Genomic DNA, 26995 nt, shown 5'->3' with positions numbered 1-26995 from the left:
AAGGAAGGGGCCGGCCCGGCTGCGGCGTGCGACCGGGCCATGCCCGAGCTCGATTCCCGGAGTCCGGCGACCGTGCGATGGCCCGCCTCCTGCATCGCTCTCGCGCATGGGCCCCCACGGACCGGACGCCATCGAGGACATCAACAGCCGGGTCGCCGCAGCGCTTCGTGATCTCGCGGCGGTGCAATCCTCCACCCAGAAGGCGTGGGGCTACAAGCGCGCGGCCGCGGCCATCCTCGATCTCGATGTGCCGCTCACGCAACTGCGCGGGCCCGAGGGAGCGCTCCCACGCGTCAAGCACGTCGGCCCCTCTTCACTGCGCGTCGTGCTCGAGATCCTCGACACCGGCCGTTCCCCCACCGTCGAGCAAGCGGTGCGAGACGCAGGGGCGGTGGCCGCGGTCGAGACGCGCGCCACGTACCGCGAGCACTTCCTCAGCCGTGCGCAGGTCATGCAGGCCCTGCGACGTGAGGGGCTCGCAGGTCCGACGCTCGCCGACATCCGCGGTGACCTGCACATGCACACCACGTACAGCGACGGCGCACACGGCGTCGAGGAGATGGCCGACGCGTGCGCGGCTCGCGGCCTCGCCTACTGCGCGATCTCGGACCACTCGTACGGCCTGCCCATCGCCGGCGGCGTGCCGATGGACAGGCTCGCGCGGCAGCATGCCGAGATCGACGCGCTCAACGCCCGCTGGGCCGGACGGTTTCACGTGCTGAAAGGGATCGAGGCGAACCTGCGCGCCGACGGCAGCGTGGACATGACGCCGGAGGAACTCGCCACGCTCGACATCGTCATCGCGTCGCCTCATTCGGCGCTGCGCCGGGCCGAGGACCAGACCGCGCGCATGCTCGCGGCAGTGAGTCAGCCGGGCGTGCACGTGATCGGCCACCCGCGCGGGCGGATGTACGGGTCGCGACCCGGCGTGTCGGCGCACTGGCCGGCCATCTTCGAGGCGGCGGCCAGGACCGGCGTCGCGCTCGAAATCGACGGCGACCCGTCGCGCCAGGATCTCGATCACACCATGGCCGCAGAGGCGGCCGACGCCGGTTGCCTGATTGCGGTCGACAGCGATGCCCACGGCATCGATCAGCTCGCCTATGCGGAGACGGCAGTGGCCCACGCGCGCCTTGCGCAGGTGCCACCGGATCAGGTCATCAACACGTGGCCGATCGGGCGACTGCTCGAGTGGTGCGCCGCGCGACGAGCCGGGTCACGGTGAGCGGACCGGACGTGTGGCGGAGACGTCGACACGGCGCGTCGAGTCACGGCGGCAGGCATCACTGCAGTACTTGACCTGCTCCCAGTCGCGCGCCCACTTCTTGCGCCAGGTGAACGGGCGCCCGCAGGTCGCGCAGATCTTCGTGGGCAGGTGCTGCTTCTTCACGCCGTTCATCGCAGGTGGTAGGACGCGGGAAGGCCAGGGTTCGATCGATCTTCCGGGAAGATCACTGACCGTCGACATGAATGTCGACGGCTACGAACGGAACGGCCCCTGACCGTCGCCCAAGGGCGACGGCTACACGGGGCCGGCGAACCCCACGTCCGCATGTAGGTGTCGGCCCTGGCCGACGCACGGGCGACGGATCGATCATCGGGGAAGATCACTGACCGTCGACATGAATGTCGACGGCTACGAACGTCCGTCGTTCGGCGTTCATCGATAGGCGAGCAATCGCAGCGCGTTGGCGATGACCACCAGCGTGCTGCCTTCGTGCAGCACGACGGCGGGGCCGATGCCGATCGTGCCGGTCGTCGTCACCACGATGAGCAGCGCGATCACGCCGAGCGCGATGACCAGGTTCTGCACGATGATGCGGCGTGTCTGGCGGGCCAGGCCGATGGCGAACGGCACCTGGGCGATGTCGTCGCTCATGAGCGCGACGTCGGCGGCCTCGAGCGCCGCCGCGGTGCCCGCCGCGCCCATCGCGATCCCGACGGTCGCGCTCGCCAGCGCCGGCGCGTCGTTGACCCCGTCGCCGATCATCGCGACGCCACCGTGTCGGCGGCGGAGCTGCGCGATCGCCTCGGCCTTGTCGGCCGGCAGCAGGTGCGCGCGGACCTCGTCGATGCCGACTTCCTGCGCAATCGCCTCGGCGACCTGCTCGTTGTCGCCGGTGAGCATGACGATGGGCGACACGCCGAGGCGGCGCAGGGCGCCGAGCGCCGCCCGCGCCGTCGGGCGCGGCCTGTCGGCCACGCCGATCACGCCGAGCCAGCACGAGCCGTGCCTGACGACCATCGTGCTGCGCGCCCGGGCCTGCAGCTCCTGCACGGCTTCAGAGACCCGTGCCGGCACGCCGCCGGGCAGGTCGGCCCACATCCGCAGGCTGCCGATCTCGACGGTCGCGCCGTCCACGAGCGCCCGGACGCCGCGCGCCGTCACGCTCTCGAGCGGGCCGGCGGCCGGCGTGGACACGCCCTCGGCGTCGGCCCGGCGGACGATCGCCTCGGCCAGTGGATGCTGCGACTGCCGCTCCACGGCGGCTGCGATGGCGAGCACCCGATCGGGCTCGGCATCCACGGCAAGCACGTCGGTGACCTCCGGCCGTCCCATCGTGAGGGTGCCGGTCTTGTCGACGGCCAGCGCCCGGACCATCCCGAGGGCCTCGAGTTGCGCGCCGCCCTTGACCAGCACGCCGTGACGCGCCGCCTGGGCGATGCCGGACAGGATCGCGGCCGGCGTGCCGAGGGCGAGCGCGCAGGGCGAGGCGGCCACGAGCAGCGCCATGCCGCGGTAGATGCTGGTGGCCCAGGGCCAGGCGCCGAGCAGGGGCGGCGCCACGATCAGCGCCGCGGCGCCGACCAGCACCACGGGCACGAAGACGCGCTCGAAGCGCGCGGTGAGCTGCTCGGTGTGCGCCTTCTGGGCCTGCGCCTCGGCGACCAACGTGATGATCCGGTCGAGGGTGCGTTCGCCGGCCGCGCCGGTCGTCTCGACCTGTAGCGCGCCGTCGCCGTTCACCGTCCCGGCGAACACCTGATCGCCGGGGGCCTTGTCGACCGGCACCGACTCACCTGTGATCGGGGCTTGATCGACCGCCGATCGGCCGCTGCGCACGATGCCATCGACGGGCATCCGCTCGGCCGGGCGCACCAGCACCAGGGCGCCGCGCGTCACCTGCTCGATCGGCACCACCTCGTCGTGTCCGTCAGGGAAGAGCAGTCGCGCCGTGGGTGGCGTCAACTCGCCCAGCGCGCGGATGGCGCCGGTCGCGCGCCCCATCGCGTAGTGCTCGGCGGCATTGGCGAGCGAGAACAGGAACAGCAGGAACGTGCCCTCGACCCACTCGCCGAGGCCGGCGGCGCCAACGGCGGCCAGCAGCATCAGCAGGTCGATGTCGGCGCGGTAGTGTCCGCCCCGGATCACCGCGATGTTGGTGCGGACCAGGTCCCAGGCGCCGCAGGCGCCCGACGCGACGTACAGGCCGATCGCGACCGGGTGGGGCACACCAAGCCACGTCTCCCCCACCCAGGCGACCAGCAGCAGCGCGCCACAGGCGAGGCTCAGCGCGAGCCGCGCATCGATCCGGGGCGTGGCACCTTCCCCAGGCGCAAGGCCCACGTCAGCCCCGGGACGCGCGCATCGACGCCAGGGCGCCGGCCCAGCGAGCCAGATCGGTGAGCAGGGCAGCCGCCGACCCGTCGAGCTTCTCGTCGGACGCGAAGGCGCCGTCGGGACCGAGGCGCGTGGCGAAGAAGGGAATCGCCACCCCGGCCACGATCGGCATCACGCCGAGGGAGGTCAGCACCTGCTTGGCCATCTGCACCCCGCGCAACCCGCCGGACACGCCGCCATAGCTGACAAAGCCGGCGGGCTTCTCGGCCCATTCGGTGTACAGGAAGTCGAGCGCATTGAGCAGGCTCGGCGGCGCGCTGAAGTTGTACTCCGGGGTCACGAACACGTAGGCGTCGCCGCGCTCGACGATCGCGCTCCACCGCTTCGTGTGTTCGTGCTGGTACTTGCGGAGGCGCGGGTGCTCGGGTTCGTCGAACACGGGGAGGGCGACCTCCGCGAGGTCCACGACCTCGACCTCGAAGGCCCCGTGGGCGCGGGCGCGCTGTTCGAACCAGGTGGCAACGGCAGGCCCCTTCCGTCCGGGCCGCGTACTGACGACGATGATCTGGAGGCGCAACATCCCTCCAAGTATCCCTCACCCGGGGTGAGAGACCCGTGAGGCCCGGTCGCGAGCAGGGCGAGGTGCCCCACAGGTAGGGCGGGGTGTCCCACCCCGCCGTTGGCTTGAAGGGCCTGACGACCGACTAACGGCGCGGTCGCTTGCCCTGAGCGAAGTCGAGGGGGAGACCGCGCCCTACCCTGAACCTCGGCAGACCGCGCCCGACCCCGGTCTCCTGCCGCTACCCGCCGACGCGTCCCGGCGGGACCTTGATGAGCCACGCTTCGTGCACGCGCGAGTGCTGGCGCCAGTTCCTGTCGCTCTCGTCGATGTCGTCGAAGGTGACGACGATGCGGCGCGAGCGGATGGCGTCGAGCGGCACGTCGAACAGCTTCGGCTCGCCGAGCGTGGTCGACGGCACGGCGGGCTGCACGGGGACGCCGTTGATGCGCAGGCGCACGTCGCCGTTGCCGTTCAGGCGCACCATGTAGCGCGCCGACGGGTCGATCTGCTCGTACACCAGCGCGATGGGCCAGCGCAGGCTCACCTGCCAGGCCAGGCGCTTGCGGCTGCGGCCTTCCTGCTCCCACGTGAAGTGCGGCGTCGGCCCATCCTCGAGTTCCGGCGGGTTGGCCTGGCTGATCCGGGCCTTGCGCACGTGCGGCGACTTCCCCACGTGCCCGAGGTCGTCGTAGAAGCCTCCCGGCCCGGGGTCTTCCCATCGCGCCAGCAGTTCGAGCCGGGAGCGTCGCTCCGTCTCGCTGGGTAGTGCGAGTACCTTCGTGAACTCGTCCTCGAGCCACCAGCGGTTGTTCAGCGGGTAGTGGAGGAAGTCGAGCACGGCGCCCCGCTCGGTGCCGCTCGCCTTGTAGTTCGGGGTATCCATCTGCATGCCGATGGACGAGAACAACGCCGCGCCCAGCGCGACGATGCGGGCACGCCAGGCGTCGTGAGAGCCAGTCGTGTCGGCCTCGGCGAGGATGGCCGTCGCGCGGGCCACGGCGTCAGCGGCGGTCCCGGCATACGGGGGCAGCAGCGCGGCGTTCGCGCGCTGCTCGATCGCGCTCTCGCGCAGGAGCCGGTGGCGCGTGTAGGCGTCGTAGTAGGCGCGAAACAGTGCCTGTTGCCAGCGCCAGTTGCCCTCCAGGGCGGGCACCTCGGCCTCGAGCCGCTGCCAGGACGACAGCGTGCCGTCCACCGCGCCGTTGGTGGCGAGCGGGCCCTCCCAGTTCTTCTCGAGGGCCAGCAGGCCATCGGCGGCGCGCTCGGCCACCGGCTCGCCGAAGAACAGCCGCGCGTACTCGATCAGGATCTCGCGCGGCGTTGCCGAGGGTGACCACGCCTTCCGACTCCAGATCGCCTTGTTCACATCGTCGTTGACGCCATCGGAGTAGCTGATGAAGCCGTCGGTGTGCGAGGCGATACGGTCGTGCAGCGACGCATAGAACACGGGTCGCGGATTGATCGGCTCACGCCCGAGCGTGAAGTTGTAGGCCGGATCCCAGTCGGGCACCACGTACTGGGCGCGGACGACATGGGTCACGTCCGGGTAGTCGCGCAGGCGGTAGCGTTGGTGCAGGCGGGCCCGTGTCTCGGCCAGCGGCGGGCTGCTGGGCCCCGCCACGAGACCACCGAACCAGGGCAGCGGCTCCTTGTTGATCTGGTCGTAGATCCAGGCGATCTGCGGCGCGTCGAACCACTGGAGCGACAGCCACACCTGCGAGCGCGGGTGATGGCGACGCAGACGCTCGGCAAGGTCCTTCAGCCACGGCAGCACGAGCTCGGCGCGGTTGTGGCCCGGATCGCCACCGGGCACGAAGACGTGATCGATGCGTGGCAGCTTCACGAAGAGCGTCTCGAGCGAGTCGAGCGTCCTGGCGCGCAGCGCCGCGTCGTTCAGGTCGAAGTCGGCGGGCGCCCAGATCCAGTAGTCCATGCCGTAGCGCGCGCAGACACGGCTGATCGCGACGTTCATCTCGTCGCGCGGCAGCGGGAAGTGCGGGCTGACACGGGTGTCCTGGAACGGGATGTTCTCGATGCTGTTGACGCCGAGGAGCGCGAGCTCGCGCACGTACCGGTCGTAGCGCGCCTCGTCCCACGCGTCGTACGTGTTGGAGTGGTGGCGGTAGCCGAGCTGGTGGCCGCGAATCGGGTACGCCGGCGCGCTTGCCACGTCCATGGTCGCGGGGATGCCGCGTGGCCCGGCCGTCGCGCCCGGCACCCATCGCAGGGCTCGCAGCAGCTCGCCGACGCCGAACAGTACGCCACGACCGTCGGCGCCCAGCACCCACACCGTCGTGCCGCGCGCGTCACGCGTGACCGACACCTGGAAGCCCTCGGCAGCGCGGCCAGCGTCGCGGCGCTCGGGCAGCGCGGGTGCGCCGGCCCACGGCGCGGCCGCCGTTCCCGACAGCAGCGCGATCGTGACCGGCGCCCCTGTCGGCCAGTCCGTCGCGACCGGCAGCCTCGCGCCGAGACGACGCTCGACCTCCTCGACCAGCACGTCGGCGGCGGCACGCTCGGCGGGCGGGCGCGGATCGCGGCGCACGACCACGGTGGCCCGCGACAGATCGACGAGGTCGTCAACGGCGGCGCGCGCGGGCGCGGTGGCCCCGGCCGCCAGGAACAGGCACACGATCACGACACGAACGAAACGAGGCACGCGACGGGCTCCGGTCAGGGGACGGCGATGCGGCCGGCGAGGAAGTCGCGGGCCACGTCGGCCGGGGGTTGGCGCAGGGCTTCCGCGCGGTAGTTCATCTCCCGCATGTGCGCGGCGGTGATGCGGCCGGCCAGGCGATCGAGCGCGGCGCGCATCCGGGGCTCGCGCAACAGCGTGTCGGCGCGGGCGACGGGCACCGCATCGTAGGGCGGAAAGTAGTGACGCGTGTCCTCGAGGGCCACGAGGTCGAGCGCGCGGATCAGGCCCGACGTCGCGTCGCCGGCGATCAGGTCGGCCTGGCCAGCGGCAAGTGCACGGTACGTGAGCGACAGGTCCATGGCGCGCGGCGGCTCGGCGAGCGTGATCCCGTAGGCCCGCGCCAGGCCCGTGAACCCGTCCGGGCGATCGAGGAACTCGTAGCCGAAGGCCGCGCGCCATCGCGGCGACTCGCGCGCCGCGTCCTCGATCGTCCGCAAGCCCCTCGCGCGCGCGTCGGCCCCACGGACGAGCATTGCGAAGGTGTTGTCGAACCCGAGCGGCGCGAGCAGCGTGCGACCGGTGCGCGCGTAGGCCTCACGCACCGTCGCGGTCACCGCATCGCGCGACGCGCCGATCGGCTTGTTGAAGACGGCCGTCAGCGCGGTACCGGTGTACTCCACATACACGTCGATGTCGCCGGCCAGCAGCGCGCGGTCGCAGATGAGCGTGCCGCCGAGGTTGAGCTGCCGACGCACGCGCAGCCCCTCGCGCTCCAACGCCTGCGCGACGATCTCGCCGAGCACCAGCTGCTCGCCGAAGTTCTTCGAGCCGACGACGATCTCGGCACCAGCGCGCGAGGCGACGATGGCCCACGCCGCCAGGCCGAGGACCAGCAGCACGCCGCCGACGATGAGCGTGCGTCGCCGCATGCGACGACGCTCCCGGCGCTGCAGGCGCCACTGCGCGAGCCACAGCGCGCCGTCCACGACGAGTGCCAGCAGGGCCGCCGGGATGGCGCCTGCCAGGATCACCGTGGTGTCGACCATCGCGAGGCCACGGTAGATGTACTCGCCGAGCCCACCGGCGCCGACGGCCGCCGCAATCGTCGCGGCGCCCACCGCGACGACCGCCGCGATCCGCACGCCGGACACGATGGCTGGCACCGCGAGCGGCAACTCCACCTGCCACAGCAGCTGGCGCGGCGTCATGCCGAGCGCGATGCCGGCATCGCGCACCGTGCGATCGATCCCCGTGATGCCGGTGATGGTCGTGCGGACGATCGGCAACAGCGCGTACAGCGTGAGGGCGACGATGGCCGTGCGCGGTCCGATGCCGCCCAGCACGGGCAACGGCAGCAGGAACCCGAACATGGCGAGGCTCGGGATCGTCTGCACCACGTTGGCCAGGCCCACGAGCGGCGCGCCGAGGCGCGGACGATGGGCGGCGGCGATGCCGAGCGGCACGCCGATCGCCGTGGCCACGAGGGTCGCCACGCCCGCGAGCAGCAGGTGTTGCCCGAGCAGCGCGAGCACTTCCGCGCGATGGGCGAGCCAGAACTGGATCACCGCCATCGCGTCACCGATTCCTCCGTAGCCTGGCATCGCGCAGCGCGGCAATCACCGGGTCGTCGGCGTGATCGAAGGCCGCGACATCGACGCAGGCCTGCACGCGCCCATCCTCCAGGATGCAGACGCGGTCGCTGAGGAGGAGCGCCTCCTCGACGTCGTGCGTGACCAGCAGCACGGTCTTGTGCAGCGCCTGCTGCAGGCGGGCCGTCTCCTGCTGGAGTTCCGCCCGGGTGATCGGGTCGAGCGCCCCGAAGGGCTCGTCCATCAGGAGGACCGGTGGATCGACGGCAAGCGCCCGCGCGACCCCGACCCGCTGTCGCTGTCCCCCTGACAACTCGGACGGCCATCGTGTGGCGAACCGCTCGGGCGGCAGCCCGACCATCGCGAGCAGCGTGCGGACGCGCGCCTCGGTCTCGTGCGGCGCCCAACCCTCGAGGCGTGGCACCACGCCCACGTTGTCGGCGACGGTCATGTGCGGGAAGAGTCCGCCGTCCTGCAGGACGTACCCGATGCGACGGCGCAGCCGGATCGGATCCCACTCGCGCGTGTCGGCGCCCTCGACGATGACGCTGCCGCGGGTCGGCAGCAGCATGCGGTTGACCAGCCGCAGCACCGTCGACTTGCCGGCGCCACTGCGGCCGAGCAGCGACACGACCTCGCCGGGCGCGACCGACAGCGTCAGGCCGTCGAGCACGGGCGTGCCGTCCTCGTGGCTGAACGAGACGCCCTGGAAGTCGACGGCCGCGGCTTTCACGGTCGGCGCGCCGATCCTAGTCGTTGGACTGGCGCGCGATGTCGCCTGCGTGCTTCTGGATGCGCGTCACGGCCTCGATGATGTGGTCCATGTCCTGGCGCGGCCCGATCAGCATGGTCTGCGTGAGCCACACGGCCTGCTCGCAGAGGCGCGCGTTCTGCGGCGTGCGGTTGCGCTCCGGCCACGCCTTCATCGCCGCGGCACCGTAGATGCGCTGGTAGGCGGTGCCGGCAAGCGTGTTGGCGAGGAACGGCTCGTCGTTCAGGGGCGAGTAGCCGCTGCTGGCCGGGATGCCCTCGGCCTTGAGCGCCTTGAGGAAGCCGGCGCGCGACAGGCCGCCGAAGGCCGACGGATCGTAGCGGAACATGTACAGGTGGTACGCGTTGCGCGTCACGCCCGGGTACATCTTCGCGGGCGTGATGCCGGGAATCTGCGCGAGCGCCTTCGTCAGGTACGCGGCGTTGGTCTCGCGCTGGCTGGCCTGCGATTCGAGGCGGGTCATCTGCGCCAGCAGCAGCGCCGCCTGGAACTCGGTGAGGCGCAGGTTGAGCCCGGTGTGCCGGTAGGCGAAGTCGCTGCCCGAACCGGGGCGGCCGTTGTTGTGGAACGCGTAGGCGCGCTCGGCGAGCGTCGCGTCGCTGGTGATGATCGCGCCCCCCTCGCCGCTGTTCAGGTTCTTGCTGGCCTGGAACGAGAAGCACCCGGCCCGCCCGAGCGAGCCGACGTGCCGGCCCTTCCACTGCGCGAGGTGCGACTGGCAGGCATCCTCGATCACGGCGATGTTGCGGGCGTTGGCCGTCGCGAGGATGGTGTCCATGTCGGCGACCGCGCCACCGAGGTGCACCGGCAGGATGAGGCGCGTCTGCGGCGTGATCGCCGCGGCGATCTTCGTCGCGTCGATCTGGAACGTCTCGATGTCGGTGTCGACGAACACCGGGAGCGCGTTGAGCGCGAGCACCGCGTTGACGGTCGCCACGAAGGTGTACGGCGGCACGATGACCTCGTCGCCGGCCCCGATGCCCATCGCCGCAAGCGCCGTCAGCAACGCCGACGTGCCGTTGGCCGTCGCCAGGCAGTGCTGCGTCCCCGTGACCTCGGCGTACTTCGTCTCGAACGCCTTGACCTGCGAACCACCCCCGCGTCCCCAGCGCCCGCTCTTGAGCACCGACACGAGCGCCTGCTCCTCGCGGCTGTCCTGTACCGGCCACGACGGGAAGGCCGCCGTGCGCACCGGCGTGCCGCCGAGCACGGCCGGCTTGCCGCCGGCGACGGCAGCGCGGGGCGCGGCAGCTTGCGACGCGGATCGTGCCGGACGCGCAGCCACGAGCGAGGCGCCGCCGGCGGCGACGGTGCCGAGGAACTTGCGACGTGCGCGGTCGATGGTCATCGTGTCTCCTTCAACAGGCGCTCGAGCGTCGTGAAGATGCGGTCCTCGACGGTGGCGTCGAACGGGCCCGGGCGACCGTAGTACAGCAACGCGCCGCCGCCCTCGTAGCCGCCCTCGGTCAGCACGCGCTTCGAGGGCACGTACCCGAACACGTCGTTGGCGTACCCGACGGGCCAGACGTGGTCGTCGGGATGCTCGCGACGCAGGCGCAGCGCATAGTCCACCACCACTTCGCCACCGAGGGCGACGAGCGTGACGGCCTTGCCGAATCGCCAGACCTGCAGCGGAATGGGCTGGCTCGTCGGCAGCTTGCCGTCCCGGGCCTTCACGGTTTCCATGAGGCGCGCGTGCCGGGCGACATAGGGGTCGGCCAGGCCGAAGCGCGTCTTCCACTCGTCGGGCGTCAGCGCCTTCTCGAAGGGGAGGTCCACGAACTCGATCGCGGCGCGCGTGTCTCCGGCAATGGGCGCCAGCCCCGTCATCGCGTCGGTCACGGCCCTGGCCAACGCACGGCCGTGCTGCTCGACGTCGGCGAACGTGCCACGCGGCTTCGGGTTCGCGTCGGCGCCGCAGCCGGTCATGAACAGCGCGGTGAGCCCCGGCTGCGCCGCCTCGATGGCGGCCTGCGCGACGCCGGCGTAGTCGCCATGCCACTCCACGTTGCTCGCCTGCAGTGTCGTGTTGTGACAGGCGTAGCTGAAGAGGATGGCCTTCGGCGCGCCGCCGATGTCGACGCGCAGCAGCGGCACGCGATGATCGACGGGCCCGTCGGGCGTGTACTGCACGCGACGGTTGGCGGCAAAGCCGGCCGTCGTCTCGCCCGCGTGCAGCGTCGCAGGCGCCAGCCCCTTCAGCGCGGCGCCGACCACGTCGACGATCTGCCCCTCGAGCCAACCGGTGTACGCCTCGATGTCGGCAATCTGCTGCGGCGTGACGTCGTAGGCCACCAGCAACTGCGTGTCGACCACCGGCCCGCTGTGCGTATGGCTCGACGCGAGCAACAGGCGCTCGCGCGGCACCTTGTAGCGAGCCCGGACCGCCGTGCTGATGCGGTCGGCCATCGGGCCGGTGACGCCGAGCAGGTCGAGCGTGACGACGACGAGCCGTCGGCCGCGAACGTCCTCGATCGCCAGCGCCTTGGCATGCAGGGGCTGCGACGTCCCCTGGGCGGGCTGCGTGCGCGCCGCGAAGCCGGCCATCCAGAGCGAGGTCTTCGGGGTGATGTCGACGGTGGCCACGCCGGCGCGCCAGCCTGCGGCGTCCAGGCGCCACGGGCGAAGCGCTGCCACCGCCGCGGCAGTCAGGAAGGCTCGACGATGGAGAGGCACGGGTTGGGGCGGATTGTACAAGAGACGAGGGACAAGGGGACGAGTCACAAGGGAGTCGAGGGACGAGGGACAAGGACGTCGAGGGAGCAGCGACAAGGGGGACGGGACCAGGGCGCTCGCTCCTCGTCCCTTGCCCGCTGGCCACCGGTCCCTTGACGTCCTGGTGACGTGAGTCCGGGTCCCCGGTCCCTTGTGTTCGGCGGTATGGTGAATCATGCCCGAGCTGCCCCCGATCCATCGCTGGGAGATCGCCAGCCCCCGCGGATTGGTCCACATCGTCCACGGGATGGCCGAGTACGGGGCGCGATACGGGCGCCTGGCGGCGGCGCTGAACGACGCCGGGTATGCCGTGTGGGCGCACGACCATCGTGGGCACGGCGCGCACCAGGAGACGGGTGGGCAGGGCCATTTCGGTGACGAGGGCGGCTGGGAGGCGCTGGTCACCGAGGCGCACGCGACGACGCTGGCGTTGCGCGCTGCCCACCCGGGCGTGCCGTTGGTGCTGTTTGCGCACTCCATGGGCTCGTTCGTCGGGCAGACGCTGATCGGCAGGTACGGGCGCGACTACGATGCGGCGGTCCTGTGCGGCAGCAACGGCCCTCCCGGCGCCCTCGAGGACGTCGGGCGCCTGCTCGCGCGAGCCGAGCGCCGGCTACGCGGGCCGCGCACGCCGAGCCGCTGGGTCCAGCAGGCCGTCTTCGGCACCTACAACCGTGGCATCTCGCCGGTTCGCACCGACATGGACTGGCTGTCGCGTGATCCGGCCGAGGTCGACGCCTACATCGCCGACCCGCTGTGCGGCTTCCCGCTCACGACGCAGGCATGGGTGGATTTCCTGGAGGGCAAGGCGGTGCTCGGCCAGGATGCGCTGCTGCGCGGGATTCCCGTCGGCCTGCCGGTGCACCTGATCGCCGGCGATCGCGATCCGGTCGGCGAACGCGGCCGCGGCGTGCGACGGCTGTACGACGCGTACGTCGGCGCCGGCCTCACCCGCGTCAGCCTGCGCCTCTACCCCGGCGCGCGGCACGAGCTGGTGAACGAGACCAACCGCGACGAGGTCACCGCCGACCTCATCGCGTGGCTGGACGGCGTGACGAAGTGACGAAGTGACGCGCCAGATGCGGTGACTGCCGGCCAAGGCCGGCAGCTCCACGTGGCACGAGGCGAGGCCCCGCTCCGCCATCGGCGACTCCCGACTCCCGACTGCCGACTCCCGGCTACTTCACCATCACCAACAGCATCCTCGCAGCCTCCGGGGCGTCGAGGGCGTGCGGCACGTCGGCCGGGAGGCGCACGATCGTGCCCGGCGTGGCGGTCACTGCTTGACCACCGATGGTGAGGTCGAGGCGCCCCTCGAGCACCAGCACCAGCGCGTCGAAGGCCGACGTGTGCTCGGTCAGCCCCTGCCCCTCGTCGAACGAGAACAGCGTGACGTTGCCACCCGCCGCCTTGGCGAGCACGCGGCTCGCGATGCCGTGGGCCGTCGGGGTGACGAGATCACTCAAGGCGAGGGCTTGAGCGGCGGGGAGACTGGAGGTGGCCATGGTGCCTACCGTTTCTTGCTGGCCCGCCGGCGGGCACGCGGAGGCGGCGGCTCGGACGGGCGGTTGGTCGGGCCGAAGACGACGAAGCCGCGGTCGCGCAGTTCGTCGGCCAGCGTCGGTTCGCACTGCGCGGCGTCCTCGTAGGTCATGGGCGGAATGTCGTCGAACCACTCGTACGCCAGTTCGAGGCCGTAGCGGCGGACCACCGCCGCGGCCTTGATGCCCGCCTTGTGGTTCTCGAGGCGCTCCTCGGGTCGCAGCCCGGTCATCCCCACGTAGTAGCAGTCGCGTACGCCCGGGTGCCGCGGGTGCGCCAGGCGCACCACGTACACCCGATGGTGGAGCCGGTCCTCGGCCTCCTCACGCATCGCGCGCGAGGGCTGAGGTGATGCACGACGCCGGCGCACCCGATCATCATGCACCCGTCGGCAACGGTCGCAGCCACGCGGGCATGCCGCAGAAAGGAAAAGGCCCTGCCGAGGCAGGGCCTTGCTTCCACACGCCGACCAGGTGGCTAGGGGCGAGTGCGACGACGCAGCGCGACGCCGGCCAGACCCGCGCCGAGGATGGCAAGGGTGGCCGGCTCGGGCGCCGGGTCGGGATCGGGATCCGGATCGCGGATCGGGTCGGCCGTGCCGTTCATCTGGACGCGCAGCGCCGTCGGGCCGCCGCCGTTGTTCACGTGGAACTCGATCGTGTTCAGCCCGGGCAGGAACCCGCTGTTGAGCACGAACGGCGAGAAGAAGCCATAGGAAGCCGACTGGAAGTTGCGCGCCTGGCCGTTGAGGTAGATGTTCAGGCCCTCGTTGTCGGTCGCCCACAGGCCGCTGATGGACGCGGTGGCGTGATTCAGCCCGGCGAGGCTGAACGTGGTGCGGTACACGTAAGTTCCGGCGGGCCCGTCCACGTCGGGGGTGTTGTTGGGCCCGATCCAACGGGACTGCAGGTTGTCGCCCATGTAGGGGCCGATGGGGTAACCGCTGGCCTCCGTGATCACGCGGATCGTGCTGGTACTGGTCAGGGGAACGGTCGTGAGCGTGTAGTGGGGATCGCCGAGCGTTCCGTCGGCCAGAAGGGAGCGGTCGGCCGCCATGCCCGTGTTGAACAGCGTCGTGATGGGCGCCGCGTAAGCGGCCTGCCCGGCCAGCATGAGCACGCCTGCCAGCGCGCCTGCCAAGGTGATTCTCATGTGCTCTCCCGAACGAGATGGCGGTGCCGCGCACCACCGGATCGTGCCGGTCCCGTGCGACCTCCGCGATGGACTCGGTTCGGACGGGGCTATGCGAAGCTCATACCAAAGCTCTGCCATTCATCGGTCGCGCAGGCAGGAGGGGAGAGGCCCAGGAAGTCTTGCGTTCAGCAGACAATTCTCTCGCTTCAGGTGCTCCCGTCGGACCTGAGCCGATGCCGGCGCTCACGCGGTGACCGAGGAGGGTTCCACGGTGCCGCAGCCCATCGCCGCCAGCCGGAGTTGGCAGCGCCGCAACTCCTGCGCGTACGGCTCGTTCAGCACCCGGGTGTACGCGCCATCGGCTTGGTGCACGAAATCCCAGAGGCCGCTGTTGTGCCAGTGCGTCGGGTCGTCCCATTCGAACCGGTCGATGATCGGGTACAGGCAGATGCCCTCGATCGGCACGCCTGCGGTCAGCGCCCGCACGACCTCGTCGGTGATCTCGGCGATCCACTCGGCGCGGCCGACGCCGACGTGGCTGGTCTCGCCGATGATCAGCGGCCGGCCGAAGCGGGCGTGCACCTCCTGCAGGAGCCGGTGCAGCGGTTGCCAGCGGGCATCTCGCGGATGGACGTGCCAGTGCAGCCGGCGCCCCCCCGGTTCCTCCCACTGGTTGTCGTGGTAGAAGTTCACCCCGATCACGTCGAGGTAGTGCGCCGCGCCGCCCAGGGCGGGCTCTCGCACGCCCGCGATGAGGTCCCAGGCCTCGAACTGCCCTTCCCGCATCGCGGCCGCGCGTCCGCCCTCGTCGGGCTGGCCGAGCGGCGGCACCACGTGGATCAGCGGCTCCACCGACACCAATCGCGCCCGCGGGTCGACGTCGCGGATGGCGTCGACGGCCGCGATCCAGGCACGCACGAGCTGACGCTTGAACTCCGCGCCACGGCCATGGGCGTGGGGGTGGAACCAGCCCACGTCGGCCGCGGCCCAGGCGTAGAACGACAGTTCGTTGATCGGGGTGTAGAAAGGCACCTCGTCGCCGTGCTCGCGGATGAAGCGGGCCGAAGCGCGCGCGAACCCGGCGAAGCGGTCCACGAACGATGGCGCGAAGACGTCGACGTCGTCGGGCACGCCGTAGTGCAGCAGGTCCCACACGACCTGCAGGTCGTTGGCACGCGCGGCCTGCAGGTAGGGGGCGACGGAGGCGAAGTCGAAGCGGCCGGGTGACGGCTCGACGCGATGCCAGCGGATGGTGTCGCGCACGGTGCCGATGCGCACCTGTTCGAGGCGTGCGTAGTCCTCGTCGACGAACCGGTCGTGCTGCGTCGCGGCGAGCATGTCGAGGCGCCGGCCCGCGCGGGTGACGTGGCAGGCCGACTCGAAGCCGGCGAGCCAGAACGAGTCGAACAGCGAGGGGAGGAACGTGAGCGGCGTGGACATGGATCGTGCGTGAGGAGGCCGTCGGGACCTTCCCTGCACGTCGCAAGGCGCGTTCCCCGTCGCCGGCCGGTGCGGCCGCGCGAATTCCACCGGAAATCCTGCTCTCCTCAGACGATGGGGCAGGCGCGGCGGACGGTGGGGCGTCACCAGCACCGGTGCGCCGTCGCTCAGCCGCGCAGCGGCGACGCCAACGGGTGACGCGCCTGCGCGATGCGCGCCTGACAGCGTTGCAGTTCGGCGGCGTAGGGCTCGCAGACGATGCGCCGCAGCGTCCCGTCGGCGTCGCGCTGATAGTCCCAGAGGCCGCTGTTGTGCCAGTGGCCAGGGTCGTCCCACTCGTAGCGGTCGATGATCGGATACAGACAGAGGCCCTCGAGCGGCACGCCGTCCTCGATGGCCCGCACGCACTCGTCGGTCATCTCGCGGATCCACTCGGCGCGGCCGGCGCCGACGTGGCTGGTCTCGCCGACGAAGATCGGGCGGCGGTAGCGGTCCCAGGCCTCGCGCAGGAGGCGGTGGAACGGCACCCACCGCGGGTCGCGCGGGCGCACGTGCCACGCGATCTTCTCCCCGCCGGGAACCTCCCACTGGTTGTCGTGGTAGAAGTTCACGCCGACCACGTCGAGCAGGTCGGCGCGACCGCCGAGCTCGGGTTGACGCAGCCCGGCGATCATGTCCCACGCCTCCCATTGCGACGCGCGCTGCGCCGCGGCTCGCCCCTCGACGTCGTCGTGCCCGAGCGGCGGCACGTTGTGGATGAGCGGCTCGACCGAGATCACGCGTGCCGCCGGGGTCACCTCCCGCACGGCATCGACACCGGCCACCCACGCACGCACGAGCTGCTGCTTCAGCTCGTAGCCCCGCCCCCGACCGTGCGGATAGAACCAGCCGACCTCACCGGCGGCCCAGGCGAAGAACGACAGCTCGTTGATCGGCGTCAGCAGCGGCGCCATCTCGCCCTGTGCCTTCAACCAGGTGGCCGCCGCGCGCGCGAACTCGGCGAACCGACGCGGAAACTCCGGGCTGAAGAGCTCGACGCCGCACGGCGTGCCGTAGTGCAGCAGGTCCCAGATCACCTGCACGCCATGGGCGCGGGCCGCATCGACGAACGGCGCCACGCTCGAGAAGTCGAAGCGGCCGGGACGCTGCTCGATGAGGTGCCACCGCATGGCGTCGCGCGCCGTCCGCATGCCGTGCGCCACCAGGCGGGCGTAGTCGCCGTCAACCTGCCGGTCGTGCTGCGTCGCCGCGATCATGTCGAGGCGCTCGCTGCAGTCGGTGATGTGCGTGGCGGACTCGAAACCGCCGATCCAGAATGAACGGAAGAGCGAGGAGGGGACGGTCACGGCTCCTGCGGGAGCAACATCCGTTCCGACCGCGCCACGATCACTGCTTCTTGTTCTTCTTCTTCTGCTTCGCCGCCTCCTGCTCGAGCGCGGCCTGCACGGGATCCTCGGCGCGGGCGGTGAGCCGGCCGCCATCGGCGGCGTGGAGCACCAGCGCGCCGTCGCGGGTCATCTCGAAGCGCTGCACGCCGCGGAGCACCTCGAGGAACACCCCTTCCTGCGCCGTCTGTGCGGGCGGGCAATCGCGCATGCCCGAGATCGGCATCGTGATGCCGAGCCCCTCGCCCGACAGCACGTAGGTGGCGCGGAACTGGTTGCACGGGGCCGTTCCCGACACTCGACCGCCCTGGCCGAACACGAGCGTCACCCGTGCACGGTCGACCACGGCCCGGCCGCTGATGTCCTCGACCACCCAGGTCTTGCCGCGCAGCAATGACCCGGGGTCGCCGCCGCAGCCCTTCAACGTCCGCCCGTCGAGTACGACCTCCACGGTCACCGGCCGCGGCATCCCGGTCATCGTGTCGGCACACACGACGTCGACCAGCGTCACCTCGAGCGCACGACCATCAGTGGTCCGCGCCACCAGGCGCTTCCCCGCCTCCAGCGTCGTCGCTGCCGGCAGTGGCGCGTCGGCCCTGGTCGCGCCGTAGTCGGCCACCAGCGAGATCCGCCCCCCGCCGATGTCCAGCGTCCAGCCGGGCTCGTTCCCTACCGCGCGGAAGGTCGTCGTGGCCGAGCCCGTGGTGGACTGTGCGTACGTCGCGCTCGCGAGGGCCAGCAGGGCCGTCAGTGCCAGGCCGGTGCGCCGCGCCCGGGCGCGCACGACGGGGTCGCAGGTCGAAAGGATGAGCGTGGTCATTCAGATCTCCGGTCGCCGCGGCGCGCTGCCATAGATGATGGCCCGCTGCAGGCGCAGCGACGCGCCCGGCACGGCGCGCTGCAGGCGCAGCCGCACGGTGTGATGGCCGTCGGGCAGCTCGTACTTCCAGAACGGGATGAAGCGACGACGATTGACGTTGGTCGGCAGTTCCACGGTCTCCGCCGGCCGGCCGTCGATCAGGACGTCGACGAGCAGGACGTGGTCCTTGCCGTCCTCGCTGTGCACGCTGCCCTGGATGGCGTAGCCGATGCCGTCGAACTCGAAGCGGGTCTCGAGGCCGTCGGTCGCCCGCGCCAGCCGGATCTCGGCCACCGGATGGTGTCCCTCGAAGTTCTGCTCGAGCGCGACCGGCGCCGGCGCCTGGACGGGGATGAGGACCGCGTCGCCGTCCTCGCGACCGCCGGCACGACGCACCACCTCGAGCGCGTGCTCGTACGAGAGCGCGTAGGCGTCGTTGAGCGAGATGGTCGTGTACTTGAACGGCAGGGCCTCGACCTCGGCGAGCCCCTGCTTCCAGTAGGCGGGGATGCGCTCGTAGCCGAGGATCGTGCCGAGCACCCCGGCCGCGGTGGCCGGATTGCAGTCGGAGTCCTGGCCAGCGCGCGTCGCGACCGAGATCGTGCGGCTCATGTCGCCGTTGCCGTACAGCAGCCCGAGCACGACGTACGCCGCGTTGATGCGCGCGTCGATGTCGAAGGCGACGAACACGCCCTCGGGACAGCCGACGTCCTCCGAGTGCTCGCGCTGCAGTTCGAACCACGCGCGCTTCCAGTCGTCGGGGTAGGCATCGTGGTACCGGATCGCGGCGCTGATGGTCTTGTGGAAGCGACTGGCCGCCGGGATCGTGTCGAGCGCCCGCGTCACCACCGTGCGCACGTCGTCGTGCACGAACGCGAGGGAGTACATGGCGGCGACGAACACGCCGCCGTAGTAGCCGTCGCCCGAGTTCATGATGTGGCCCACCTTGTCGGCATACGCGGTGGCAGCGTTGGGCAGGCCCGGCGACATCAGGCCGATGAAGTCGGCCTCGATCTGGAAGTCGATGTCGTCGGCTTCCGGGTTGTTGCGCCAGTGCCCGCTGGCCGGGGGCGCCAGGCCGCGCAGCACGTTGTGGCGGGCCATCTGGTTGGCGTGCCACAGCATGTACTCCGCGCCCGCGAGCGCCTGCGCGAATGTCGCCGCAGGCGCGTCGAGGCCGTGCTTGCGGATGACGTCCACGAACGTCAGGTCGACGTACACGTCGTCGTACAGGCCCGGCGACCGTTCGTAGGTCTCCTTGAGGTAGCCCGCGTACCACGGGATCGGCTCGTAGTCCTGGATGAACGTGCCGTTGTAGTTGAACTCCGTGGGGCCGCCGAAGGTGACGCCGATGGTCTGCGCCGCCCATCCGCCGCGAATCTTGTCGCGGAGCACGGCCTTGGAGATCCGCACGGATGCGGCAGCCGTCGAGGGTTGGGCCGCGACCTCGGCGGGCACACCGAGTCCCAGGCAGAGCAGGGCTCCGGACATCAACGCACGCAATCGCATATGGACGGGATGGTAGCTGATTCCTCTGGCTTACGGCTTACGGCTCAGGGCTCAGGGCTCAGGGAAGGATCCAAGGCCCAGGGCCCAAGGCCCAGGTGCGAAGTCTTTCCGCGGGCTCCTGATGTCAGACTTGTGTGTCCGCACCCGTCGGACGCACACGATGCTTCAGGAGAGCCCAGCCGTGACAACGCCGACGATCGAGGACCTCGAACGCCACCGCTCCGCCATCCGCGGCCACTGCTATCGCATGCTCGGTTCAGTAACCGACGCCGACGATGCAGTGCAGGAGACGATGGTCCGGGGCTGGCGCCACCTCGACCGGTTCGAAGGCCGGTCATCACTGCGGACGTGGCTCTACCGGATCGCGACGCGGGTGTGTCTCGACATGCTGGCTTCGCGGTCGCGGCGCCTCCGGTCGACCGAAGCCGGCCCGGTCGGCACGATCGACGATCCGCTCACCCCGTTGCCGGCCTCGGCGTGGATCGAGCCCATCGCCGACGTCACCGCCATCCCTGCCGACAGCGACCCGCACGAGCACGCCGTGCTGCGCCAGAGCCTCCGGCTGGCCTTCGTGGCGGCGCTGCAGCACCTGCCGCCGCGCCAGCGCGCGGTGCTGCTCCTCGTGGAAGTGCTGGGCTGGACGGCCGCCGAGGTAGCGCAGGGCCTCGGCATGAGCGTCGCCGCCGTCAACAGCGCCCTGCAGCGAGCGCGCGCGACGCTGGCCACGCGCGACGTCGCGCCGACCGACTCGACGCTCTCCTCGGACGAACAGGCGCTGGTCGACCGCTACGTGCACGCGTTCGAGCGCTACGACGTCGATGCCCTCGCCGCGCTGATGCACGAGGACGCCACGATGGCGATGCCGCCGTTCAGCCTCTGGCTGCGTGGCCGTGAACCGTACAAGGGCTGGCTGCTCGGGCGGGGCGCCGCGTGCCGCGGCTCGCGGACGATCCGCGTCGAGGCCAACGGCCTGCCGGCGTTCGCGCAGTACAAGCCGGCCGACGACGGCACCTGGCGACCGTGGGCGATCTGCGTGCTGGAAGTGGACCGCGGCGCGGTGGCTGCGCAGACGTTCTTCCTCGACACGCCCACGCTGTTCCCGCGCTTCGGGTTACCGGAACTGCTGGCGTAGGCGCCGGCCCTGGCCGGCGCGCGAGAGATCTCCGGGACGATCGCTGACCGTCGACATGAATGTCGACGGCTACGAACCAGCGGGCGGCCTGCAGCCCGCAGCCTGCAGCCTGCAGCCCGGCACAGCATGCTCCTGAGCCTTGAGCCCTGAGCCGCAAGGAAGCCCGTCCTACCTCCCTGTCGCGGCCTTGATCGCCGCGATGTCCTTCGGGTCGTACGGCGTGCCGTCGCGACGGAACACCTCGTGGAACCAGACGGTCGGCTCGCGATCGACGTACGGGCGCCGCCACGAGTCCCACGGCAGGTGCGTCTGTGCCTTGCCCTGCACCAGGCCCCAGTTGATCGCGCCCACGCCGTGCCGCTTCAGGATCGGCAGCGATCCCTCGAAGGTGCTGCCGTTGCCGCGCGCCATGTACTCGGTGCAGATGATCGGGCGGTTGTAGCCCTTCAACTGCATGATGCGCGACTCGAGCTGCGCGGGCGGGTCGTAGCTGTGGAAGGTGATCACGTCGGAGAGCGCCAGTTGCACGCGGTCGATCGGCGCCAGTTCCGACAGCTTCGACCAGTCGCCGCCTCGCCACAGGCCGCTCGTCAGCGGCTGCGATGCGCCCGCCTCGCGCGCCCACGCGTACACCTGCGGCAGTAGCCCCAGCACCAGTTCGCCCTTGTTCTTCGGCTCCAGGCTCAGGTACGCGGGGTCGTTCATGTTGTCGACCTCGTTCCACAGGTCCCACGCCAGCACGCGCCCATCGTCCTTGAAACGGCCGACGACGCCTTTCACATACTGCTCGAGACGGGGCCAGTGGGTCGGGTCCTCGATGGCGACCTTGCCCGGGCTCTGCACCCATCCCGAGTTGTGCACGCCGGGGCGCGGCGGACGCTGCGGGCCGACCGCCGGGAACGGATCCCACACCGAGTCGAGCAGCACGAGCATCGGCCTGATGCGGTGCTTCGCTGCGATGGCGAGGAACTGGTCGACCCGCCTCAGGAAGCCTTCGGGATCCTGCTGGTACGCGAGGTCGTGCAGGAACACGCGCATCGTGTTCATGCCGATCCCGGCCGCCCATCCGAGCTCGAGGTCGATGCGGGCCGGGTCGAAGGTCTCGGCCTGCCACATCTCCAGCTCGTTGATGGCGGTGGCCGGCACGAAGTTGGCGCCGACGAGGAAGCCCTGGCGGGCGTACCAGTCGCGCGCCTGCTGCTCGGTCCAGCGGGGCCCAGCGAACGTGAGCGCGCCCTGTCCCAGGAGCAGGAGGGTGACGACGAGCCGCAGCGCGGCGTGCCTGATCGACATGGGTGAGGACTGTACACCGGGCACCGGGCACGGTGCACCGGGTACGGTGCACCGGGTACCGGGTACGGGGAGTCGGGAGTCGGGAGTCGGGAGTCGGGCAGCGGGCACCGGGCACCGGGGGCAGACGCGGATCGGGGGGCGGGAATCGCGGTGCCGGGTGCTGCGGCCGGTGGAGGCCCGCCAGCGAGCCGGCCGTGGCCCTGCGTTCGCAGGAGGGTGATATCGTCGGCGCGGGTTCCAGCCATGACGACACCCCTCCGGCACGCCACGCGCGTGCGCACGGCCCTGTGGCCCGTCCTGTTGCTGTGTGTCGGCCTGAGCGCCATCGTCACGCTGGTCGCGCAGCCCGCGCCAGCGCCGGGGCCAAAGCGGCTGAACGTGCTGCTGATCATGGCCGACGACCTCAACACCGACCTGGCGACGTACGGCGGGCCGGCACGGTCGCCGAACATCGACACACTGGCGCGCCGCGGGCTCCGGTTCGATCGGGCGTATACGCAGTACCCCGTGTGCAACCAGAGTCGGTCGTCGATGCTGACGGGTCGTCGGCCCGACGTGACCGGCGTGCTGAGCAACCCGGGGCGCAACCCGATGTCGCCGCATTTCCGCGAGCGGCTCCCGAATGCGGTGACCCTGCCCCAGCTGTTCAGGAACAACGGCTATGTGTCGGCCCGCGTCGGCAAGCTGTTCCACTACGGCGTGCCGCTCGACATCGGCACCGGCGGCCTCGACGACTACAAGTCCTGGGACATCGCGGTCAACCCACGCGGCCGCGACCGCGAGATGCTCGACAAGGTGTTCTCGCTCGTGCCCGGCCAGTTCGGCGGCACCGTCAGCTGGCTGGCCGACGATGAGGGCGACGATGCGCAGCACACCGACGGCATCGGTGCGGCGGAGGCCGTGCGCCTGCTCGAGCGGTTCCAGCGGGAGCGGAAGCCGTTCTTCCTGGGCGTCGGCTTCTACCGCCCGCACACGCCGTACGTCGCGCCGCGGCGCTACTTCGACATGTACCCGACGACCGGCATCATGCTGCCCACGCTATCTGCCGACGACACGGCACGCGAGCCGAAGGCGGCCTACCGTCGCGCCACCAGGGAACAGGATGCGATGACCGACGCGCAGCGGCGCGAGGCCATCCAGGCCTATTACGCGGCGACCACGTTCATGGACGCGCAGGTCGGCGTGGTGCTGGCCGCGCTCGACCGGCTCGGCCTGGCCAACGACACGGTGGTGGTGTTCACGAGCGACCATGGCTACCATCTGGCCGACCACGGCCTGTGGCAGAAGCCGAGCCTGTTCGAGCATTGCGCCCGCGTGCCGCTGGTGATTGCCGCGCCTGGACGCGCGCGCGGCACGTCGACACGGTCCCTCGCGGAACTCGTGGACCTCTACCCCACGCTCGCGGAGATGGCGGGACTGACATCCAGTGACCCGCTCGACGGGCGAAGCCTGGTGCCCGTCCTCGACGCACCGGACCGCTCGGTGCGCGACGCCGCGTTCACGCAGGCCTACAACGGCTACGCGGTGAGGACCGATCGCTGGCGCTACGTCGAGTGGGCCGAGGGCGCCGAAGGCCGCCAGTTGTACGACCTCGCAGCCGATCCCGGGGAGACGCGGAACCTCGCCGGGGCCGCGGAACACGCGTCAGTGGTCGCCGACCTGTCGGCGCGGCTTGCCGCGTACCGGCAGCGGTAGGCGACTCCACCTTCACTCGAACGGCGCTCGCTCCACGCCGATGGGCCAGAGCGGGTGCCTCCCGGGCGTTCATCGAGCGGTCGTGGACCCCGGCCACAACGCGCGTCGCAGGTACGGCTCGAGGCCATCGACCATGCGCTGGAAGCCGAGTTCGGTCGGATGGCTGTCGTCCACCGTGCCATCGCCGTCGGAGCCGAGCAGCGTCGCACTCGGCACGATCGTGATCCGCCTGTCGCCGCCCTTGCGCCGCGCCTCGTGGATCTGGCGCAGCGACGCATTGGCCGCGGCGACATCCGACGCTTTCTCCTTACGGAAACGCAGGTTGGGATACAGCAGGTGCTCGACCAGCACAATCGGCGTGTGCGGACGGGCGGCCCGGATGATGTCGATCAGTGCGGGCATGCGCTCGACGACCTGCTGGGGCGTCATGTTCGGCAGCGCGTCGAGGACGTAGGCCGCCGGGTCGAGCTCGGCCAGCAGGCGCGCGACTTCAGGTTCGGCCCTGGCGCTCCCCGAGAAGCCCAGGTTGATGACCGGGACGCCGAGCCTGCGCCCGAGGATCGCGGTGTAACTCATGCCCGGGCGGGACGCGCAGCAGCCCTGCGTGATCGACGTGCCATAGACCACCACGGGTTTGGCCCGCGACGGTTCGTCGAAGCGGAAGGATGCCTCTTCCGGCACGCCCACCTCCAGACGGTCGACGCCGTTGTAGAGCGGCAGGTAGAGGCGGAACTCACGGGGCTCCGGCGTGAGTCCGACGATCACGCTCGCGTCATTGGTGGGCGAGTCGATGGGCCGGGCGCCGCCAACGAAGCGCCACGCACCGGCGTCCCTGGCATAGAGGTCGAGCCCGCTGACCCCGGTCGCGGGCATGTGGGGCAACGCCAGACGGTCGCGGGTCACGGTCCAGCGGACGCGCACGCGGGTGGCGTTGCTGGTGAACCGCACGCTCAATCCTGCCGACTGTCGCGACAGCTCCCACACCGCCTCGGGCACATCGTCCTTGGCCCGCTTCGGGAAGCGATCGAAGTCGCCGGCGGTGTCGGTCCACCCCTTGCCCTCGACCACCGCGGGCGTCACGCGGTGCCACGTCAGGGCCGCCGGCGGCGCGGGGTCGGCTGGTTGGGCGACGGCGAGGGCCGGTATCAGGGCGGTCAACAGGACGGCGAGATGGGCTGTCGTCATGGCTGACACATGATCACCCACGCCACTCGCCTCCCACCTGCGTCCTTGGGACGGCTCGCAGGGGCTCGTGCCGCGGACGCGTACGCCCCCGGCGCGCTCGTCCCCGAGCGCTACTTCGGCGGCGCGCTCTCACACGGGACACGCCGGAACGCGAGGTCGAACCCGCGCGGCCCGTTCGGCCCCGGACCCTCGACGCGGGCGGTGAACGAGGCGTCGCCCGTGCGCGTGTAGACGATGCGCTGGGGAAAGTCGTGGGCGAGGTTCTCGACGGTGAAGCCGGTCGCTCTGGTGGCCGTGGAACGGAAGTCCGTCTCGCGCTGGCCGGACGGGACCGCGGTGTAGACCAGGGCCTCGCCGTCGGCCCGGATGCGCAGGTGCTCGAAGGCACGAGCCTGGCCCGCCACGACCGTGCGGCCCCCGCCGATCATGACTCCCCCGTCGGCCGGCATCCACATCTCGGTGACGACCCGCGTGCCCGCCGTGCTCTGCCAGCACCCACCCAACCAGGCCAGGCCCTCGAGCTGCGGTTGTTCGGCCATGACGCTCGTGAGGCCCGCCAGCAGCAGTGTCAGCATGGGCCCCACTGTAGGCACTGGCCGGGCACGAATCAACCGACACTGGGCGCAAGTCCCGACCTGGGGCCGGCCATGGGTCGGCAGCGCGCGCCCGGCGACAGGTCGTCACACAAGCAGGCCGTGTCGTCCCATCACTCCAGGCCAGCCGAGGATCGGGGCTACGCTTTGCTCACGACGACGTCGATGCGCCTGCTGCTGCCGACCCTGCTCGCCAGTGCCCTCGTGGTGTCCCCCCATGCTGCCCGAGGCCCCCAGTCCGACCAGGTCGCACGCCTGGAGGCGATGCAGGCTCGCGACCCGCAGGATGCAGTGGTGCTGTTCCATCTTGCCGCCCACGCCATCGCCGCCGACCGCACCGCTGAAGGCCTGCGGTGGCTCGATGCGGTCAGTCGCGCACCCGGCGGCCTGGACCCGTCCTTCTCACGAGCGTTCCGGGGGCTGCACGGCGATGCGACCTTCGAGGACATCGTGGCGCGCATCCGCACGCGTCATCGGCCTCTCGTGCGCAGCACCATCGCCTTCAGGATCGCCGAGCGTGACCTGCAACCCGAGGGCATCGCCTTCGATCCGCGGACCCGCGCGCTGTTCGTTGGCAGCTTCAAGGGCAAGATCGTCCGGGTCGATCGCCGCGGAGGCGTGTCCGACTTCGCTTACGTGTCTCGCCCGGAAGCGCCCCGCGTCGTCGTCGGCGTCCGCGTCGACAGCGCCCGCCGGCACCTCTGGGCCGTCGTCGACGACCCGCGCGCCTTCGCCGATGTCGCCATCGAGGGCGCGGCGCTGGTGCAGTACGACATCGACACCGGCACGTCTCTGGCGACCTACCGCGGTGCGCCTGGCGCCTTCAACGACGTGGTCGTCGCGCCGAACGGTGATGCCTACGTGACCAACACGACCGAGGGCTCTGTCTGGCGCGCCAGCCGGGGTGAGCTGACGAGGCTGCTGCCCGCCGGATCCATCTCCGAGGCCAACGGCATCACCATCGCTCCCGAGGGGCGCGTGTTGTACGTGGCGGGCTGGCACGACATCCACCGGGTGGACCTCGTGACGCGTCATGTCCAGCCGCTCGAGGCGCCGCGCGGAGTCGTGACCGGCAGCTTCGACGGCCTCTACTGGCATCAGGGCGGGCTGGTCGGCATCCAGAACGGCATCCACCCCGGACGCGTCGTGCGCCTGGCCCTCGACGCGTCACGGCCACGCGTCATGCGTGCCGAGATCCTCGAGCGCTACCACCCGCAATTCGGCGGCATGACCACGGCCGCCCTGGACGGCCAGTCATTGCTGTACATGCTCAACACGCAGTCCCGATCCTTCGATGCGACCGGGGCCGTGAGGCCGGGCGAGACCCTGCGCGACATCCTCATCGTCCGGCTGCCGCTCTGATTGAGTCTTGCGCAAGCTGCTCTCAGTT

23 protein-coding genes are annotated in these 26995 nt (G+C 70.9%); 5 read left to right on the top strand and 18 right to left on the bottom strand.

Annotated features, from left to right (window positions below; translation table 11 throughout):
• Positions 1-106: 106 nt before the first annotated feature.
• Positions 107-1225 carry a PHP domain-containing protein gene (locus tag TBR22_RS05645; protein WP_239491984.1) on the top strand — a complete coding sequence of 373 codons (1119 nt, stop codon included), beginning with the start codon at positions 107-109 and terminating at the stop codon, positions 1223-1225.
• Here TBR22_RS05645 and TBR22_RS05640 read toward each other — a convergent pair.
• From TBR22_RS05640 to TBR22_RS05605, 8 genes are all read right to left on the bottom strand, one after another.
• Positions 1217-1399, bottom strand: a complete 183-nt coding sequence (locus TBR22_RS05640; RefSeq protein ID WP_239491983.1) for a DUF2256 domain-containing protein — start codon at positions 1397-1399, stop codon at positions 1217-1219. The two genes, TBR22_RS05645 and TBR22_RS05640, sit on opposite strands and share 9 nt — an antisense overlap.
• 261 nt (positions 1400-1660) lie before the next feature.
• Positions 1661-3568: a heavy metal translocating P-type ATPase gene (locus TBR22_RS05635; protein WP_239491982.1), complete on the bottom strand. Its 1908-nt coding sequence runs from the start codon at positions 3566-3568 to the stop codon at positions 1661-1663.
• A 1-nt stretch (position 3569) separates the two neighbouring features.
• Positions 3570-4142 carry an NADPH-dependent FMN reductase gene (locus TBR22_RS05630; RefSeq protein WP_239491981.1) on the bottom strand — a complete coding sequence of 191 codons (573 nt, stop codon included), beginning with the start codon at positions 4140-4142 and terminating at the stop codon, positions 3570-3572.
• Positions 4143-4362: 220 nt separating this feature from the next.
• Positions 4363-6783, bottom strand: coding sequence for a hypothetical protein (locus TBR22_RS05625; RefSeq protein ID WP_239491980.1), 2421 nt, complete (start codon positions 6781-6783; stop codon positions 4363-4365).
• 14 nt (positions 6784-6797) lie between these two features.
• Positions 6798-8333: an ABC transporter permease/substrate-binding protein gene (locus TBR22_RS05620; RefSeq protein WP_239491979.1), complete on the bottom strand. Its 1536-nt coding sequence runs from the start codon at positions 8331-8333 to the stop codon at positions 6798-6800.
• Between the two features lie 4 nt (positions 8334-8337).
• Positions 8338-9084: an ATP-binding cassette domain-containing protein gene (locus tag TBR22_RS05615; protein WP_239491978.1), complete on the bottom strand. Its 747-nt coding sequence runs from the start codon at positions 9082-9084 to the stop codon at positions 8338-8340.
• 16 nt (positions 9085-9100) lie between these two features.
• Complete coding sequence (locus TBR22_RS05610) at positions 9101-10471, bottom strand: DegT/DnrJ/EryC1/StrS aminotransferase family protein (RefSeq protein ID WP_239491977.1); 1371 nt, start codon at positions 10469-10471, stop codon at positions 9101-9103.
• Positions 10468-11799, bottom strand: coding sequence for a neutral/alkaline non-lysosomal ceramidase N-terminal domain-containing protein (locus TBR22_RS05605; RefSeq protein WP_239491976.1), 1332 nt, complete (start codon positions 11797-11799; stop codon positions 10468-10470). The genes TBR22_RS05610 and TBR22_RS05605 overlap by 4 nt, the downstream gene beginning before the upstream one ends.
• 214 nt (positions 11800-12013) lie before the next feature.
• Between TBR22_RS05605 and TBR22_RS05600 the strand changes: the two genes are divergently transcribed.
• A complete protein-coding gene (locus TBR22_RS05600) occupies positions 12014-12901 on the top strand; it encodes an alpha/beta hydrolase (protein WP_239491975.1) in 888 nt (295 codons plus the stop codon).
• A gap of 115 nt (positions 12902-13016) precedes the next feature.
• Here TBR22_RS05600 and TBR22_RS05595 read toward each other — a convergent pair whose 3' ends face one another.
• The 7 genes from TBR22_RS05595 to TBR22_RS05565 all read right to left on the bottom strand — a co-directional run bounded on the left by TBR22_RS05595 (position 13017) and on the right by TBR22_RS05565 (position 19689).
• Positions 13017-13343, bottom strand: coding sequence for a cupin domain-containing protein (locus tag TBR22_RS05595; RefSeq protein ID WP_239491974.1), 327 nt, complete (start codon positions 13341-13343; stop codon positions 13017-13019).
• Between the two features lie 5 nt (positions 13344-13348).
• A complete protein-coding gene (locus TBR22_RS05590) occupies positions 13349-13711 on the bottom strand; it encodes a hypothetical protein (protein ID WP_239491973.1) in 363 nt (120 codons plus the stop codon).
• Positions 13712-13857: 146 nt separating this feature from the next.
• Entirely contained in the window at positions 13858-14532 is a 675-nt protein-coding gene (locus TBR22_RS05585) for a PEP-CTERM sorting domain-containing protein (protein ID WP_239491972.1), read from the bottom strand.
• A 225-nt stretch (positions 14533-14757) separates the two neighbouring features.
• Positions 14758-15954, bottom strand: coding sequence for a family 1 glycosylhydrolase (locus TBR22_RS05580; RefSeq protein ID WP_239491971.1), 1197 nt, complete (start codon positions 15952-15954; stop codon positions 14758-14760).
• 167 nt (positions 15955-16121) lie between these two features.
• Complete coding sequence (locus TBR22_RS05575; protein ID WP_239491970.1) at positions 16122-17300, bottom strand: hypothetical protein; 1179 nt, start codon at positions 17298-17300, stop codon at positions 16122-16124.
• 40 nt (positions 17301-17340) lie between these two features.
• The gene (locus TBR22_RS05570; protein WP_239491969.1) at positions 17341-18159 is read right to left on the bottom strand and encodes an META domain-containing protein; all 819 of its coding nucleotides are present in this window, start codon (positions 18157-18159) and stop codon (positions 17341-17343) included.
• Complete coding sequence (locus TBR22_RS05565; protein WP_239491968.1) at positions 18160-19689, bottom strand: ADP-ribosylglycohydrolase family protein; 1530 nt, start codon at positions 19687-19689, stop codon at positions 18160-18162.
• Positions 19690-19867: 178 nt separating this feature from the next.
• Between TBR22_RS05565 and TBR22_RS05560 the strand changes: the two genes are divergently transcribed.
• Positions 19868-20839 carry a sigma-70 family RNA polymerase sigma factor gene (locus TBR22_RS05560; protein ID WP_255665320.1) on the top strand — a complete coding sequence of 324 codons (972 nt, stop codon included), beginning with the start codon at positions 19868-19870 and terminating at the stop codon, positions 20837-20839.
• 168 nt (positions 20840-21007) lie between these two features.
• Here the strand turns inward: TBR22_RS05560 and TBR22_RS05555 are convergent, their stop codons facing one another.
• Positions 21008-22132, bottom strand: coding sequence for a hypothetical protein (locus TBR22_RS05555; protein ID WP_239491966.1), 1125 nt, complete (start codon positions 22130-22132; stop codon positions 21008-21010).
• A gap of 243 nt (positions 22133-22375) precedes the next feature.
• Here TBR22_RS05555 and TBR22_RS05550 point away from each other — a divergent pair, with 243 nt between their 5' ends.
• The gene (locus tag TBR22_RS05550; protein ID WP_239491965.1) at positions 22376-23827 is read left to right on the top strand and encodes a sulfatase; all 1452 of its coding nucleotides are present in this window, start codon (positions 22376-22378) and stop codon (positions 23825-23827) included.
• A gap of 69 nt (positions 23828-23896) precedes the next feature.
• On the opposite strand, the gene TBR22_RS05545 is transcribed toward TBR22_RS05550, so the two are convergent.
• Complete coding sequence (locus tag TBR22_RS05545) at positions 23897-25012, bottom strand: SGNH/GDSL hydrolase family protein (RefSeq protein ID WP_239491964.1); 1116 nt, start codon at positions 25010-25012, stop codon at positions 23897-23899.
• 110 nt (positions 25013-25122) lie between these two features.
• A complete protein-coding gene (locus TBR22_RS05540) occupies positions 25123-25587 on the bottom strand; it encodes a DUF6265 family protein (RefSeq protein ID WP_239491963.1) in 465 nt (154 codons plus the stop codon).
• Between the two features lie 120 nt (positions 25588-25707).
• On the opposite strand from TBR22_RS05540, the gene TBR22_RS05535 reads away from it, so the two are divergent.
• On the top strand, positions 25708-26967 hold the full coding sequence (locus TBR22_RS05535; RefSeq protein WP_239491962.1) for an SMP-30/gluconolactonase/LRE family protein: 1260 nt from the start codon (positions 25708-25710) through the stop codon (positions 26965-26967).
• Positions 26968-26995: the final 28 nt, after the last annotated feature.

Origin of the sequence: Luteitalea sp. TBR-22, from assembly GCF_016865485.1 — a bacterium.
Taxonomy (GTDB): Bacteria; Acidobacteriota; Vicinamibacteria; order Vicinamibacterales; family Vicinamibacteraceae; genus Luteitalea.
Note: the sequence above shows the minus strand (reverse complement) of the source record. Positions and strands in the feature narration are given on the sequence as shown.

Excerpts from the sequence above, each read along its gene's own strand:
- TBR22_RS05645 (WP_239491984.1), top strand. The coding sequence starts at position 107 with ATGGGCCCCCACGGACCGGACGCCATCGAGGACATCAACAGCCGGGTC.
- TBR22_RS05640 (WP_239491983.1), bottom strand. The coding sequence starts at position 1,399 with ATGAACGGCGTGAAGAAGCAGCACCTGCCCACGAAGATCTGCGCGACC.
- TBR22_RS05630 (WP_239491981.1), bottom strand. The coding sequence starts at position 4,142 with ATGTTGCGCCTCCAGATCATCGTCGTCAGTACGCGGCCCGGACGGAAG.
- TBR22_RS05620 (WP_239491979.1), bottom strand. The coding sequence starts at position 8,333 with ATGGCGGTGATCCAGTTCTGGCTCGCCCATCGCGCGGAAGTGCTCGCG.
- TBR22_RS05610 (WP_239491977.1), bottom strand. The coding sequence starts at position 10,471 with ATGACCATCGACCGCGCACGTCGCAAGTTCCTCGGCACCGTCGCCGCC.
- TBR22_RS05600 (WP_239491975.1), top strand. The coding sequence starts at position 12,014 with ATGCCCGAGCTGCCCCCGATCCATCGCTGGGAGATCGCCAGCCCCCGC.
- TBR22_RS05595 (WP_239491974.1), bottom strand. The coding sequence starts at position 13,343 with ATGGCCACCTCCAGTCTCCCCGCCGCTCAAGCCCTCGCCTTGAGTGAT.
- TBR22_RS05590 (WP_239491973.1), bottom strand. The coding sequence starts at position 13,711 with ATGCGTGAGGAGGCCGAGGACCGGCTCCACCATCGGGTGTACGTGGTG.
- TBR22_RS05585 (WP_239491972.1), bottom strand. The coding sequence starts at position 14,532 with ATGAGAATCACCTTGGCAGGCGCGCTGGCAGGCGTGCTCATGCTGGCC.
- TBR22_RS05580 (WP_239491971.1), bottom strand. The coding sequence starts at position 15,954 with ATGTCCACGCCGCTCACGTTCCTCCCCTCGCTGTTCGACTCGTTCTGG.
- TBR22_RS05570 (WP_239491969.1), bottom strand. The coding sequence starts at position 18,159 with ATGACCACGCTCATCCTTTCGACCTGCGACCCCGTCGTGCGCGCCCGG.
- TBR22_RS05565 (WP_239491968.1), bottom strand. The coding sequence starts at position 19,689 with ATGTCCGGAGCCCTGCTCTGCCTGGGACTCGGTGTGCCCGCCGAGGTC.
- TBR22_RS05560 (WP_255665320.1), top strand. The coding sequence starts at position 19,868 with ATGCTTCAGGAGAGCCCAGCCGTGACAACGCCGACGATCGAGGACCTC.
- TBR22_RS05555 (WP_239491966.1), bottom strand. The coding sequence starts at position 22,132 with ATGTCGATCAGGCACGCCGCGCTGCGGCTCGTCGTCACCCTCCTGCTC.
- TBR22_RS05550 (WP_239491965.1), top strand. The coding sequence starts at position 22,376 with ATGACGACACCCCTCCGGCACGCCACGCGCGTGCGCACGGCCCTGTGG.
- TBR22_RS05545 (WP_239491964.1), bottom strand. The coding sequence starts at position 25,012 with ATGACGACAGCCCATCTCGCCGTCCTGTTGACCGCCCTGATACCGGCC.
- TBR22_RS05540 (WP_239491963.1), bottom strand. The coding sequence starts at position 25,587 with ATGCTGACACTGCTGCTGGCGGGCCTCACGAGCGTCATGGCCGAACAA.